The sequence below is a fragment of the Natronomonas sp. genome, from assembly GCF_046710025.1.
In the GTDB taxonomy this organism is placed as follows: Archaea; Halobacteriota; Halobacteria; order Halobacteriales; family Haloarculaceae; genus Natronomonas.
On sequence record NZ_JBKEGK010000001.1, the window covers coordinates 15,154 to 29,983 of the forward strand.

Annotated in this window: 11 protein-coding genes; 6 read left to right on the plus strand and 5 right to left on the minus strand. The window is 64.5% G+C overall.

Annotation, left to right across the window (positions count from 1 at the left end; all coding sequences use genetic code 11):
- Positions 1-18: 18 nt before the first annotated feature.
- Positions 19-969 carry a halo transducer protein gene (locus ACI944_RS00075; RefSeq protein WP_411717018.1) on the minus strand — a complete coding sequence of 317 codons (951 nt, stop codon included), beginning with the start codon at positions 967-969 and terminating at the stop codon, positions 19-21.
- Positions 970-1,260: 291 nt separating this feature from the next.
- Between ACI944_RS00075 and ACI944_RS00080 the strand changes: the two genes are divergently transcribed.
- The 5 genes from ACI944_RS00080 (at position 1,261) to ACI944_RS00100 (ending at position 5,790) form a co-directional block, all read left to right on the plus strand.
- The gene (locus tag ACI944_RS00080; RefSeq protein WP_411717019.1) at positions 1,261-2,247 is read left to right on the plus strand and encodes a substrate-binding domain-containing protein; all 987 of its coding nucleotides are present in this window, start codon (positions 1,261-1,263) and stop codon (positions 2,245-2,247) included.
- Between the two features lie 6 nt (positions 2,248-2,253).
- Positions 2,254-2,973, plus strand: a complete 720-nt coding sequence (locus ACI944_RS00085) for an ABC transporter permease (protein ID WP_411717020.1) — start codon at positions 2,254-2,256, stop codon at positions 2,971-2,973.
- The gene (locus ACI944_RS00090) at positions 2,970-3,734 is read left to right on the plus strand and encodes an amino acid ABC transporter ATP-binding protein (protein ID WP_411717021.1); all 765 of its coding nucleotides are present in this window, start codon (positions 2,970-2,972) and stop codon (positions 3,732-3,734) included. Before ACI944_RS00085 ends, ACI944_RS00090 begins: the two co-directional genes overlap by 4 nt.
- A gap of 111 nt (positions 3,735-3,845) precedes the next feature.
- Complete coding sequence (locus ACI944_RS00095) at positions 3,846-4,604, plus strand: TOBE domain-containing protein (RefSeq protein ID WP_411717022.1); 759 nt, start codon at positions 3,846-3,848, stop codon at positions 4,602-4,604.
- A 139-nt stretch (positions 4,605-4,743) separates the two neighbouring features.
- On the plus strand, positions 4,744-5,790 hold the full coding sequence (locus tag ACI944_RS00100; RefSeq protein WP_411717023.1) for an ATP-binding protein: 1,047 nt from the start codon (positions 4,744-4,746) through the stop codon (positions 5,788-5,790).
- Between the two features lie 18 nt (positions 5,791-5,808).
- Here the strand turns inward: ACI944_RS00100 and ppk1 are convergent, their stop codons facing one another.
- The 4 genes from ppk1 to ACI944_RS00120 form a co-directional block, all read right to left on the minus strand.
- Positions 5,809-8,433 (minus strand): polyphosphate kinase 1, encoded by a 2,625-nt coding sequence (gene ppk1, locus ACI944_RS00105; protein WP_411717024.1) that lies wholly within the window; start codon positions 8,431-8,433, stop codon positions 5,809-5,811.
- A complete protein-coding gene (locus ACI944_RS00110) occupies positions 8,430-9,143 on the minus strand; it encodes a metallophosphoesterase family protein (RefSeq protein ID WP_411717025.1) in 714 nt (237 codons plus the stop codon). The genes ppk1 and ACI944_RS00110 overlap by 4 nt, the downstream gene beginning before the upstream one ends.
- 121 nt (positions 9,144-9,264) lie before the next feature.
- Positions 9,265-10,071 carry a ZIP family metal transporter gene (locus ACI944_RS00115; RefSeq protein ID WP_411717047.1) on the minus strand — a complete coding sequence of 269 codons (807 nt, stop codon included), beginning with the start codon at positions 10,069-10,071 and terminating at the stop codon, positions 9,265-9,267.
- A 293-nt stretch (positions 10,072-10,364) separates the two neighbouring features.
- Positions 10,365-11,117, minus strand: coding sequence for an IclR family transcriptional regulator (locus ACI944_RS00120; protein WP_411717026.1), 753 nt, complete (start codon positions 11,115-11,117; stop codon positions 10,365-10,367).
- Positions 11,118-12,045: 928 nt separating this feature from the next.
- Here ACI944_RS00120 and ACI944_RS00125 point away from each other — a divergent pair.
- Entirely contained in the window at positions 12,046-14,664 is a 2,619-nt protein-coding gene (locus ACI944_RS00125; RefSeq protein WP_411717027.1) for a valine--tRNA ligase, read from the plus strand.
- The last annotated feature ends 166 nt before the right edge of the window (positions 14,665-14,830 follow it).

Genomic DNA, 14,830 nt, shown 5'->3' on the forward strand with positions numbered 1-14,830 from the left:
CCGGCTGTCGTCGAACGCTTATTCTCCGTTGGGATCCGGCTGATACCGCTGTATCGTTTCCTCGAGTTCGGCCCACTCGATGGGCGGCTCTACGCCTTCGAGTTCGTCCTCGAACGACCCGATCCGATCCCCGAACCGCTCCCGCCACGCGGGGTCGGCGACCTCGGCGAGTCGCTGGCCGACGCGGTCACGGCGCGTTGCCAACTCGTCGAGTTTCGGTTCGACGTTCGGCGGCTGCTCGGTGCCCTCCCGATCGGCCCACTCTCGAAGTGCCGCCAGTTCCGTTCGCAGATCCGCGACCAGCAGCGCGGCGACGCGATGTTGGATCGACGCCGCGGCCCACGCGACCGCCGGGTCGGCCCCCGCGCCGGTGCCGTCCGTCGATAGCGTCTCGACGGTGGCTTCGATTCTCCCGAGCGACTCCTCGATCGCGTCGATGTCTTCGGTGAGCGCTTCGACGCGACGGTCGGAGGTTTCGAGCCACGCTTCTACGGGGTCCAGCTCGAACTGAAGATCGTCTGCGTCGCGTTGGACCTCCTTCGCTGTGGCCGTAAGCCGTCGGATCTCCACGGCGAGTTCGTAGAGACCGCTCTCGTCTCTGTCGTCGACGATCCCTTGGAGGTGCTCGCCGAGAGTGGTCGTTCGTTCTTGGATGGATTCGAGCCGGGCTCCGAAGCGATCCAGCCGGGCCGCGACGTGGTCCAAATCGGAGACGGGAGCAGCCGTCTCCCGGGCATCGTTCAGTCTCCCGGCCGCCAATTCGGCCCGTGTTTCGGCGGTCGTCACCACCTTTGACGCGTTCGAGAGCGCGTCGTCGACAGCCGCCCGGCGAACGGTTCCCTCGTCGGAGACGATGGCGAGCGTCTCGCGGATCGTTTCGCGGTCAGCCGAGTCGTCAATCTCGTCGACAGCTGCCTCCAGCGATAGTCCATCGAGCTCCGTTCGGTCACCGTCCTGTCGTCGACTCATATGGGATCGATGTGGCCGGTGTGGTGTTAGTCATTCGATGTGGAGCACGATCGGCGATACGACAGCGCGATCGGGCGCGACCGGGCTAGACGGTTTTAATTAACACAGAACTGCACATCCCGGATACGAGGCTCCCGAGACGCGCCGACGTACGCGGCCTACGACTACACTCGAAACGAAACGACGGGCACAAGCGTTCGGTAATGCGGATCGCGACCCGCCTGGGTGGTTAGCGATACCGGTTACTCGCGCAACAAAAGGTATAAAAGATGTCGAGTCGATGGTGTGTCCATGACGATACAACGACGACGGTTCATTGCGGCAATCGGGACGGGAGCACTTGCTGGCGTGGCCGGGTGCTCACAGCAGTCCGGCGGCGGCGACGAATCCGACGGCTCAGACGACTCCGGTGAGATGGACGGATCGGACTCGTCAAGCAACGGCGGTAGCGACGACGGACCCGGCGTCGCCGGCGAGACGCTGACGCTCACCACGACGACGAGTACCTACGATACGGGGCTGCTCGACGCGATCCATCCCGACTTCGAAGAGATGTACGGCGTCTCGGTCGACGCGGTCGCACAGGGAACCGGTGCGGCCCTCGAAACGGCCCGCAACGGGGACTCGGATATCGTGATGGTCCACGCCCGCGGCCTCGAGGACGAGTTCATGCGCAACGGCTACGGTATCAACCGCCGCGACCTGATGTTCAACGACTTTGTCATCGTCGGCCCGACTGACGATCCGGCGGGCATCGAGGGGATGGGGTCGGCAACCGAGGCGCTCACCGCAATCGCGGACGCAGAGGCGGCGTTCGTCTCGCGGGGGGACAACTCCGGGACGCACACCAAAGAGCTCAATCTGTGGGATGCCGCCGGCACCGATCCGGGCGGTGACTGGTATCAAGAGACCGGCTCGGGGATGGGCGAGGCACTAAACATCGCCAACCAGCAGGGCGCGTACACGCTCTCGGACCGCGGGACGTTCATCTCCCAGCGCTCGGAGATCGATCTCACCATCCTGGTGCAGGGCCCGATCGGGGACGGGCCGGAGATCCTCGCAAACCCCTACGGCGTCATGGCCGTCAACCCGGGCGTCCACGACAACGCCAACTACGACCTCGCGATGGCCTACATCGGCTGGATCACCAGCCCGGGAGTCCAAGAGATGATCTCGGATTACGAATCCAACGGGGAGCAGTTGTTCTTCCCCGAGGCGGTCTCGGAGAACCCCGACTTCCAGCAGTACGTTCCGGACGGCTGGAGCAGCGGCGAATAAAACGACGTGCCGCTCGAGCCAGCCGTCGAACTGCTGCCCGCACTGCTCGAGTTCCCGTTCAGGGAAGGGTATGTCACGAGCATTATCTATGTCTCGCTGTACGTAAGCATCATCGCGGTCTCGTTGAGCACGCTGGTCAGCGTTCCGGTCGCCATCGTGATGGGGTTCGTCGACTTCCGCGGAAAGCAGTTCGTGAAGTCGGTGATCAACACCGGGATGGGGTTTCCGAGCGTGGTCGTCGGCCTGCTCGTCCTGTTCGCCGTCTCGAATCAGGGCCCGCTCGGCTCTCTCGAGTTGATCTTCACCAAGAAGGCGATGATCATGTCGCAGTTCGTGCTCGCGACGCCACCGATCACGGCGATCAGCCTCGCGGCCGTCACCGGCGTGGAGGGAAACGTTCGCGATGCGGCCCGGGTTCTCGGTGGCACCCGCCTTGACGCGGCGTTGGTCGTCATCAAGGAGGCACGGTACGGGATCGCAACGGCAGTGCTTGCGGGGTTCGGGCGCGCGATCAGCGAGGTCGGCTCCGTGCTCATCGTCGGCGGAAACATCACCAGCTCGGACGGGATATCGAAGACGCGTACCCTGACGACCGCGGTCCAACTCGAGGCACGCCAGGGACGATACGAGACCGCAATGGTGCTCGGGGCGGTGCTGGTCGCGATCGTGCTGCTCGTCAACGCCGTCGTCGTTCGGCTCGGCGATACTGGTGGGGTGGGCCGATGATACGCCTCTCGAACGTGTCGCACGCCTACGGGGACGACCCCGTGCTCAATGACCTCTCGATGTCCGTCGACCCCGGGGAGGTGGTCGCGATCATCGGCCCCTCGGGCGTCGGGAAGACGACGCTGTTGCGGATCCTCGCGCTGTTCATCCAGCCGAGTTCGGGAACGACCGAGTTGGACGGGCAAGCGGTGTGGTCGGTCGGCGAGAGCGAGCGACTGGCGCTTCGCCGCCGCATCGGCATGGTGTTTCAGGAGGCGAGCCTCTTCGACGCCTCCGTCGCCCGGAACGTTGAGTACGGCCTGCGGGTCCGGGAGTCGTGGCCCGATCGGCTCTGGAGCCAGTTGTGGTCGGTGCTCGGGTCGAACGGGACGTCCGAGGCAGTCAGGGAGGCCCTCGAAATCGTCGGTCTCGACGACAGACTCGAACAGGAGGCCGGCTCGCTCTCCGGAGGGGAAGCACAGCGGGTCTCGTTCGCGCGGGCGCTGGCGTACGAGCCAAAGTATCTCATGCTCGACGAGCCGACGTCTGATCTCGACCCCCGGAATACGGGGCTGATCGAGGCGGCGATCGGCGAGGCTCGCGAGCGCGGCATCGGCGTCGCGGTCGCGACCCACGATATGCACCAGGCCGAGCGGGTCGCGGACCGGGTGGGGGTGCTCCTCGGCGACGGCTTCACCGAGATCGGTCCTACGGAGAGAGTGTTCGAGGACCCGGCTGACGACCGGACGCGGAAGTTCATCTCCGGCGAGTTGGTGTATTGATCCGGGGAGCCGAACCGACGCCATCGCGTCCTCAAGATGTCGGGCCGATCGCCCTCGGCGACCGCCACAACGAACAGAACAGCTTTTATCCCCCGTTGGTCGAGACAGTATATGGATGTCGGTGTCGAAGCACACTTGCGGGCCGACGACGTGACGTTCGGGGCGGCCGACGCCGAGTTGCTTCGCTCGGTCGAGGCGCGCGAGTCGGTCCGGGGCGCAGCCGAGGTGCTCGGGCGCTCGCGAGCGCGAGCACTAAACCGCATCGCGGCGTTGGAGGAGGGTTTCGGGCCGCTGGTCGAGCGACAGCGCGGCGGCGCTGACGGCGGCGGCAGCCGACTCACCGCGGACGCCGAGACGCTTCTCGCCCGGTTCGACCGCCTGCGAGCGACGCTCTCGGAGACGGCGGCGGTCTCCGAATCGGTCCTCTCCGGGAAGATACTCGACCGCGAAGGCGAGTTTGGATCGGTGAAGACCGACGCGGGGGTGGTTCGGGCGCTACTCGTCGATCGGGTGCTCGCGAACGGCGGCGAGGGTGGCGATCGTGAGGGGATGCCCGAGGACAGATCGGCGCAACTCGACGTCGGCGCGCAAGTACAGGTGAGCGTCCAGGCCGACGCAGTCACGCTGTATCGCCCCCCCGACGCACCCAGCGATGGCGAGACGAGCGCCCGGAACCGCCTCTCTGGAACCGTCGCCTACGTCGAGGCGGGTGAGTCGATCGTCCGCGTTGGCGTCGAGGTGGGCGCTGATGCGCCCCTCGTAGCGTTAGTAACCCAGGAAAGCCGCCGTCGTCTGGGGATCGAACCGGGCATGGAGGTCGTCGCGTCGTTCAAGACTACGGCAACACGGGCCACGGCAAACGATTACTGAACCGGCTCCCGGGCGTCCAGTCGGGACCTCGGCGGCACCCGATATCCGGCTAGCGGGGTGAATCTCAATACCCGACCGGAGGCATATATATCACTATTACCAACCCACAGGTGTCGCCATGTTGATAAGCGATCATCGCATGGCCACCGAAAAGCAAGTCACGTTGCCGCCGGCGTACGCTGATCTCCACGTCGGCATCGCGCTGTTTGACCCGGATTTGGGAGCCGTTTTGGACGCGAACGACTGGGTGGAGACGATACTCGGCTACACTGTCTCGGAGTTGCGCGGACTCCCGGTCGAGGCGTACACCGCGAACACCTACCCGCGGTCGGGTGACGATCTGAAGACCCGACTCCGGGCGAGTACCGGAGGGCGTCCACAGCGGTTCACCTGGCGGGCAAAGCGGGCAGACGGTGAACTCGTCTGGGTGCAGGTCCGCTCCTCGCGTCGGCGCCTGGACGGACAAGAGTGCGTGTACGCCGAGTTGCAGGACATAACCGAGTACTACGACACGTACCACCGCGCGGAACTGTTCTGGCGGGTCCTCAGACACAATCTGCGGAACGAGGCGACGGTCATCTCGGGCAACGCGACCCCCATCGCGGAGCGCGCCGACGCCGAGCGGTTACGGAAGGCCGGCGAGACGATCCGGTTGCGGGCCGAGAAACTCGGGAAGATGGCCGACTCCGTCGAGGAGATCCAGCGGGCGGTCGCCGGGGCGGACACACAGCGGGTCCGAAAGCACGCGACCGTCGCTGTGCGAACCGTCGCAAACGAAGTCTCGGCCGACTACCCCGGCGCAGAGGTCGTCGTCACCGAACGCGAAGGGATGTGGATCTGCGTCGACGACGCGTTCGCCGATGCGCTCTCACACGCCCTTGAAAACGCCGTCGTTCACTCCGAGTCGGTGGAGCCGACCGTCCAGGTCGGCGTCGGCCCCTCGCCGAACACCGGGCGCGTCGAGATCCGGATCAGCGACGGAAACTCGCCGATACCCGAGGGCGAACTCGACGCGCTGTTCGATCCGGACATAACGACGAGCACGTCCCACGGCACCGGAATCGGCCTGTTCGTCATGAAGTGGTGCGTGGAGTCGCTCGGCGGCGAGGTCAGGTTCGAACGCTCCGAGAAGGGCAACGACGTCTACTTCTATTTGCCGCCGGAGGCGTCCCCCGACGAGGGGTGACTCCGGATCGGACGAACGTTAGTCTCCGGCGTCGGTGTCGTCCCTGTTCGCAGCACCCGCGCCGTCCGTGTCTTCCGCGTCTCCAGTGCCGTCCACGTCGTCGGCACCATCCGCGTCGTAGAGCCGCCGAAGCGCCGCCTCGGCACCCGACCGGGTCTTCAGATACCGGCGATCGCCGTCCGGCGTCCGAACCGCGAACCGGTACGTCTCGCTGTCGGGGCGGTACCACCGCTTCTGGTGGCGCGCCAGCGGCCCGTTGGAGGGGGCTCCTCCGTTGGATGTCCCCCCGGTCGGGTCCGTCGGTCTCGACGGAGCGGTTACCTCGGAGTCGCTGAGCGACCGTCCGTGGTCGCTCCGGCTCGACCGTTCCGCTCCCCCGTCGGCCGTCCCAACGAGAATGTCTCTTCCGGGGAACGGCGCCGCGTCGAGGCCGGTGTCGCACTCCTCGTTCGCCACGGCCGCTCGGGTCTTCTCCATCAGGATCGCTTGTGTGTCGATGACGCGTTCGCCGTCTTCGGGCCGCTGTTGATCGTAGCTCCCGTCGGGGTTCATCGTCCAGCGCCGCCGGTTGTCCGCGAGGATCAACTCGAGGTTGAACTTTAGCTGCCGGCGGATGTCGGGGTCCTCGACCGGGGTGACCGCCTCGACGCGGCTGTCGAGGTTCCGGGTCATCCAGTCGGCGCTCCCGATGTAGTACTCCGGATGTCCCCCGTCGATGTCGGCCGCCGACGGGTCGGAAGCCGCCCCGTCGTCTGTGTCGGCCGTCCGTGCGCCGTTCTCGAAGTAGAAGATCCGGGAGTGTTCGAGGAACCGGCCCACGACCGAGTGGACAGAGACGGTCTCGCTGATCCCCTCCACCCCGGGGCGGAGCCGGCAGATGTCCCGGACGATGAGGTCGATGTCGACGCCCGCCATCGACGCCCGGTACAGTTCCTCCACGATCTCGGGGTCCTCGAGGCCGTTGACCTTCGCTACGATGCGGGCTGGACGGCCGGCTCGAGCGTGTCGCGCCTCGCGGCGAATACAGTAGGTGAACTCCTCGCGCATCGTCACCGGCGCGACGAGCAGTTTCCGGAACTGTTCGTCCAGTCCCGGCCCGGTAAAGGAGTTAAAAAGCGTGACGAGGTCCTGGCCGATGTCGCGGTCGGCGGTCAACAGCCCGAGGTCGACGTAGCCTTTGGCGGTCTCGGAGTGGTAGTTGCCGGTGCCGACGTGCGAGTAGAGGGTAACGTCGTCGTCATCCTCACGGACGACGAGGGCGGTCTTCGTGTGGGTCTTCAACCCGATGGTGCCGTAGGCGACGTGGATGCCGTTTTCCTCCAGGCGGCGGACCCACTCGAGGTTGTTCTGCTCGTCGAAGCGGGCCTTCAGTTCGACCATCACCGCGACCTGCTTGCCGTTTTCGGCCGCCTCAATGAGCGATTGAATGACCTGAGAGTCGCTCGCGGTCCGGTAGATCGCCGCCTTCACCGCCAGCACGTCGGGATCGTTGGCCGCCTCGGTGAGAAAGCGCTGGACCGTCTCGTCGAAGTCGTGATAGGGGTGGTGCAGCAGAATATCGTCTTCGTCGATGTGCGAGAAGATACTCCGGGACTCCTCGTCCTCGTTGTCGGTTTCGAACGCCGAGCGCCCGTCCTCGCGAAGCCGCGGGTGGGACTGTGGCGACCAGGGATCGAGTTTCAGGTCGGGACGGTCGAGATCCGTCAGCGAGGCGAAGTCCCGGTAGTCGATCGGCCCGTCGAGGTCGTATATTTCGCGCTCGTCAAGATCTAACTGTTCCTTGAGCGTCTCCCGGATGGCGGGGTCGGCATCCGATTCGATCTCCATTCGGACCGCGCTAGCGAAGCGGCGTTGCTCGAGCACGTCCTCGATCATCTCGATGAGGTCCTCGGCGACCTCCTCGTTCCGGCGCACTTCGGCGTTTCGCGTCAGGCGGAACAGCGCCGTGTCGAGTATCTCGACGTTCGGCAGGAGGAGATCGAGATTGTGTCGGATCAGTTCCTCGACGAGGACGTACCGTGCGCCCTCGCCTGCCTCGATCAGGCGGGGCCGATTCGGCGGGATCTTGATCCGGGTGAAGGTCGGGTCCTCGCTACCGTGCGGGCAGGTGAGCACCGCAAGCGACAGCGATCGGTTCGAAATGAACGGGAACGGGTGGGCCGGATCGAACGACAGCGGCGTCAGCGTCGGCTTGATCGACCGCTCGAAATGCCCGCGCAGCGCCGAGCGCGCATCCGCGTCGAGGTCGTCGTAGGCCACGACCTCGATGCCCGCCCGGGCCAACGCCGGGCGGAGTTCCGTCTCGTAACAGTCGGCCTGTTCGCGCAACATCGGTTTGAGCTGTCCGTGGATCTCCTCCCACTGCTCGAGGGGGGTTCGGCCGTCGACGGTCGTCTCCGTGACCCCAGCCTCGATCTGTTGTTTGAGCCCGCCGACGCGCTTCATGACGAACTCGTCGAGGTTTCGGGTGACGATGGAGAGAAACCGGATCCGTTCGAGCAGCGGGGTCCGGTCGTCGAGAACTTCTCGGAGGACCCGCCGCTGGAACGCGAGTTCGCTCAATTCGCGGTTTAGATACAGCTCCGGATCGGTCGGGTCGACGTCGTCGGGCTCGTACGGTGCAATGTCGTGGCAATCGCTCATGACGGTCTGTCGGGCGTTGCGAGCCGCGGTTCGACGATGCTGTCACTCGAGCGGGGGCGGTACGTCTCGGGCGGGCCGACGCTGATGAACTCCGAATTGCGGTAGTCGTAGGCGGTCAACCGGCCCCCGTAGACACAGCCCGTATCGAGGCCGACGGCATAATCACTCTCGAAGGGGTCCGCGAGAACGGTGTGGCCGAAGAAGACCCGTGGCGACTCCCGGCGCGTCTCGAACCAGAATGGGCGCTCGTACCCGCCCTCCGGGGCGAGCGAGCGGGTGTTCAGGAGTTCGGTGAGCGTATGCTCGGCGACCGGCTTTCGGTGGTCGATCCCGCCGTGGACGACCACGGCGTCGTCCCACGAGATCACGACCGGCAGCGAGTCGAGGTACGCGAGGTCGTCATCGGCCAGCGAGTCGATCGATTTTCGACCATCAAGGAGTTTCTGTTCGTTGTTGCCCCGGACGGCGAGAAGGTTCGAACGCGATTTGACGATATCGAGGACACCCTTGCTATCGGGGCCTTTCCGGACCAGGTCGCCGACGAAAACCACGAGGTCGTCCTGATCGGGGGCCAGCGAGTCGAGGAGCCGTTCGAGCGTCGCCCGGCAGCCGTGAACGTCGCCGACGACGTAGATGTTGTCCCAGTCGTCGCCGTCGAGTGTCCGGTGGCTCGCATCAACGTCCGTATCGAGCGTCAGTTCGGGTACCATGAGTAACGTGTGCGCCGTGTGGCGGATATCGAATGAACCGGCGTCAGTTATTTAGACCGTTATATGAGCCATATATAGGTATATGTACCGGTACGTGTACTTTTGACTCTACGTAAAATAGTTACACGTACAGAAGTGGGACCATCGCCGCGACGCCGGAGAGGACGCCGACGAGCAACTCGCGGCGACCCCCGCCCGGCAGGTCGGCGCCGGTGTCGAGCGCCTCGGGAATGAACTCGGTCACAACCAGATACACCATCGCACCCGCGGCGAAGCCGAACCCGAAGGGCAGGAACTCCCGGGCCCACGTGACGAACACGAACGCGATGACGGCGCCGATCGGCTGTGGGAGACTCGAGAAGACGGCCGCCCCGACCATCCGCCACTTCGAGAGCCCCATCGCTCGCATCGGGATGGCGATGGCCGTTCCCTCGGGGATGTTGTGAATCGAGATGGCGATGGTCATAAACACCGCGAGCAGCGGCACCGAGATCCCGAGAATCGGGAGGCCACTCTCCAGGCCGAGTTCGGCGAAGGAGACCCCGACCGCGACGCCCTCGGGGAAACTGTGGACCGTGAGGATGCCGAGGATGAGGACGAGTTTCTTCAGGTCGGCCTCGGCGAACGCCGCAGCCTCGAGGGGGGCGTCCTCCTCGCCGAGGGTCGGGTCGTCGGTCCCGCCGACGTCGACCGAGTCGAGCACCCGGTCGGCAACCTCGACGAGGAGAACACCCACGAGGAGGCCGCCGATCAGGAGCGTTGGGATCCCCGCCGACGAGTAGGTCAGCCCCTCGTTGATGAGGCCAAAGAGCGACGCCGAGACCATGATCCCCGAGGCGATACCCCACAGCGCGACGTTCCACCGGTCGCTAAAGTCCTCGACGAAAAAGAACGGGATCGCGCCGAGGCCGGTGGCGAGCGCCGTCATCAGTCCGGCGACGAAGACGAAGGCGATGTTCTCCACGTGTACTCCGACTTCACGTTCGGTGGCAAAAAGAGTTTCTAAGAAGCAAATATATTTTTGGTTATCCTAAAACACGCTGTCCGGTGCGGTCCAGACTCCGGGGTCCGATCGCCTGTTAAATACGGACCGCGCCCCTCACCTCGGGACGTTCCCCGGCAGCGGCCCTCCCGTTGCCCCAGCGTGACCGGTTCGACCGGCCCGTTTCCTCATTCCGAACGGAGGGCGGACGCCGCCGGAATGCGCCGGGCGTCTCTCCGTCACCCCGTCAGTTCGAGTTCGATGACGTTGCCCGCCTGCTCGAGGACAGTCCGGATCGCGGCCTCCGTCTCGCCGCCGGAAACCCGACTCACGGGGCCGGTAATGCTGATCGCGGCCGGCCGCTCGTTCGGCGTCGACAGCGGGCGGGCGATGCAGGCCATCCCCTCGACGCACTCCTCGCGGTCGTAGGCGATCCCCTCGGCGCGGATCTCGTCGAGTTCCTCGAATAGCTCCGTCTGCTCGGTGATCGTGTGCTCGGTCACGCGGGGGAGGCCACGGGACTCGACGATGGTCTCGACTCGCTCCTCGGACAGCGTCGCGAGGATCGCCTTGCCGAGTCCCGTCGCATGGAGGTTGGCGCGGCGGCCGGTCTGGGTGTCGATGTCGACGGCGTCCTCGCCCCGAGACGTGTGGATGTAGACGCCCCAGCCGTCCTCCTCGAACATGAGGTTCGCGAGTTCGCCCGTCTCGTCCGCCATCGTCCGCAGCTGCGGACGGGCGGTGTCGTAGACGCCGTCGTAACGCTGTGCGTAGCCGCCAAACTCCAGGGCCCGAAGTCCGATCCGGTATTTGTCGTCGTGTTTGACGACGAGGCCGTTGGAATCGAGCGTATTGAGGTGTTTATAAACGGTGCTCTTGGCGACCGAGAGGTGCGTCGCGAGCTCGGTGATGCCCGCCTCCCCGCCGAGTTCGATGAGCCCCTCGAGCATCCGGATCGAGGTCTCGGTCGCCCGGACGCGGTCGTCGTCCATACTGCCACTTCGATAGCTCCGCTGATAAGCGTTGTTCGATCCCCGGTTTGGGGGTGCGTTCACGTCTGCGAAACGGCCAGCGGCCCCGCGTTCCAACCGCGTTGTTTCATACTCCCGAAATAAGCGGGGGAGCGGCCATATAACCCGCATATACCGATATTAGACGCCCATGTACCGGTCCAGCAGCCGTTCGCCAGGAAGAAACATAGATTATTCGACATATTAATACGGGTCCAGCCCATACATACATTTGATGTCACAGAAGCAAGCCGACGACGTCGAACTGCTGCGACTGAAGAACAGCCCGCGACGAACTGACCTGCAGAAGGCGAACCGACCGGTCGACAAACTCCTCGAGCTGTTTCGGTAACGACTGGAGGCGGCGTTGCGGACCTCCCTCGCGGTACCGATTTTCTCATTCTGACACGACGCTGACCCGGATCGTGCGGTGTGTCACTACCTGATTCAAGCAGAGAGAATCTCGCCCTAACCAGTAGTTGCCGAATCAATTCTCTCTGCGATTAATTCTGGACACATAGATTAAAATAAACGCCGATGTCGACCCCCATATGAATACGTATATAAATGAATTCCACCAGCCTCTCTGACATCTACCGGAGCCCACACGATCTGTTGGCAGTCATCGACACTCAACCCGAGGTTCGGCAACTACTGTTCACGGCGAGGAGGATGTCATAGCGTACCTGGCACGATCCCATCCGGTCGACGGGTTGGGAGCCAGCGGGAACGCGGCGAGCGGGCGCTGTACGTCTGGATTCTCACACCGCGTAAGCGAAGCTTTTTATCTGGAACGAACGACCGATGAGATATGAGCGCGACCCGGTTCGTAGTACGTTGACCCCGAGCGCGCCCTATTTATAGCGCGCACGTGTCCCGTGACTACCGGCCGGTCTCCGCGAGACAAACCATGAGCGAGGTTCCAGACAGCTACGACCCCGAGGAGGCGGAGCGGAAATGGCGCGACGAGTGGCTCGATTCGGACGTCTACGGGTACGACGACGACCCCGAACGTCCCGACTACATCATCGACACCCCGCCGCCGTACCCGACCGGTAACCTCCACATCGGCAACGCGCTGGGGTGGTGTTACATGGATTATGCGGCCCGGTACCACCGGCTCCGGGGGGACGACGTGCTCTTTCCGCAGGGGTGGGACTGCCACGGCCTCCCGACGGAGGTGAAAGTCGAGGAGAACCGAGACATCCATCGGACTGATGTTTCCCGCGAGCAGTTCCGCGAGTGGTGTGTCGAGCACACCGAATCCCAGATCGGCGCGATGAAGGAGACGATGTTGACGCTCGGGTTCTCACAGGACTGGGACCACGAGTTCCGAACGATGAACGACGACTACTGGGGGGAGACCCAGCGGTCGTTCGTCGAGATGGCCGATTCGGGCTACGTCTATCAAGACGAACACCCCGTCAACTGGTGTCCGCGCTGTGAGACCGCCATCGCCGACGCGGAGGTCGAAAACGAGGACCGCGAGGGCACGCTGTACTACGTCACGTTTGAGGGGGTCGGCAACGACGGTATCGAGATCGCAACGACCCGTCCGGAACTGCTCGCGGCCTGCGTCTCGATGGCCGTCGACCCCGACGACGAGCGCTACGCGGACCGGGTCGGCGATACGTTCGAGGTGCCGCTGTTCGGCCAAGAGGTCGAGTTGATCGCCGACGACGATGTCGATGGCGACTTCGGGACCGGCGCGGTGATGATCTGTACGTTCGGCGACAAACAGGACGTCGACTGGTGGATCGAGCACGATCTCGACCTCCGCGCCGTCTTCACTGAGGACGGCCGGCTCAACGAACTGGCCGGCGAGTTCGAGGGACTCCCGATCGACGAGGCCAAGACCGAGATCGCCGCGGCGCTCGAAGAGTCGGGCCACCGCAACGACACGGAGCCGACCGAACAGTCGGTCGGGCAGTGTTGGCGCTGTGACACGCCGATCGAGATCCTCTCAAAGGAACAGTGGTTCGTCGAGGTGAACCGCGAGGAGATCCTCGAATCCGCCAAAGCGGTCGAGTGGTTCCCGGAGCACATGTACACCCGCCTAGAGGAGTGGACCGAGGGGATGGAATGGGACTGGGTGATCTCCAGACAGCGCGTCTTCGCGACGCCGATCCCCGCCTGGGAGTGTACCGAGTGCGGCCACGTCGAGATCGCCACGGGCGAGGCGGTCCCCGTCGATCCGACGACCGAGGAGCCGGGCGTCGGCGAGTGCCCCAAGTGTGGTAGCGACGAGTGGACCGGCGAAACGGACGTGATGGACACTTGGATGGACTCGTCGATCTCGCCGATGTACGTCGCCGACTGGCCCGAGGAGAGCTTCGAGCCCGTGCAGTTGCGCGAGCAGGGCCACGACATCATTCGGACGTGGGCTTTTTATACTATCCTCCGGACGACGGCGGTCACGGGCGAGATTCCCTGGGAGGACGCACTCATAAACGGGATGGTGTTCGGCGACGACGGCAACAAGATGTCAAAATCCCGTGGGAACTTCGTCCAGCCCGAGGAGGTCGTCGAGGAACACTCCGCGGACGCCTTCCGACAGGCGATGGCGCTCGGCGGCCAGCCCGGAAGCGACATTCAGTTCCAGTGGAAGGAGGTGACCTCGGCGACCCGGTTCCAGACGAAACTGTGGAACATCACGAAGTTCGCCGCCGAACACATCGACGAATCGACGCCGGAGATCAAAAACCCGGCGTACCGGGACGCCGACGCGTGGATCCGATCGAAGTGCGATCGGGTCGCCGAGGAGGTTGCCGCGGACATGGACGAGTACCGCTTCGACAGCGCGCTCCGCCGGGTCCGGGACTTCGTCTGGCACGACTTGGCCGACGATTATCTCGAACTAATAAAGGGTCGGCTCTACGAGGGCCGCCCCGGCGAACGGCGGGCCGCCGAGTACACTCTTTACACCGCGTTGAGCGCGTCGTTGCGGATGTTGTCGCCCTTTGCGCCGTTTATCACCGAGGAAGCCTGGGAGCATCTTCCCACGGAAGGAAGCGTCCACGGGGCCTCCTGGCCCGAGATCGGCGAACGGGACCGTGACGCCGAGGCCCGCGGCGAATCGATCGCGGAGATCGCCGCGACGATCCGCGGATGGAAGTCCGACGAGGGCAAGCCCCTAAACGCCGATCTCGACCGCGTCGAGGTGTATCTCGACGAGAAACGCCCACTCGACACGTACGATCTGGCCGACACGGTCAACGGCCCGGTGTACATCGAGGCGGGGTCGCCGAACGTCGAGTTGGTTCCGGTGGCGGTCGATATCGACCACAGCGAACTCGGGCCCGTCTTCCGCGATCAGGCCGGCGCGGTCGTCGGCCGCCTGGAATCGGCCGACCCGGTCGAGTTACAGACCGAACTCGACACCGCGGGCCACGTCGAGTTCGAGGTCGACGGCGAGTCCGTCGTCGTCGAACCGGAGATGTTCGATGTCGTCAAAGAGCAACGCGCCGAGGGCGGCGAGACGGTCACCGTTCTTGAAGCCGGTGAGGCGACGGTGCTGGTCTTCGAGTAGCCGACCCCGTCTGTGTTCTGCGCCGCTTTGAACCATCATTTTTATTCCCTGACCCGTGGGGAACACCCTCGTGTCCTCGGTGTGCAGATACTGCGCCCTTATATACCCGTGCTCGCGTTCGGGGCTGTTTGGGAACCACGACGAGTGCAATACTGGTAGCTATTAA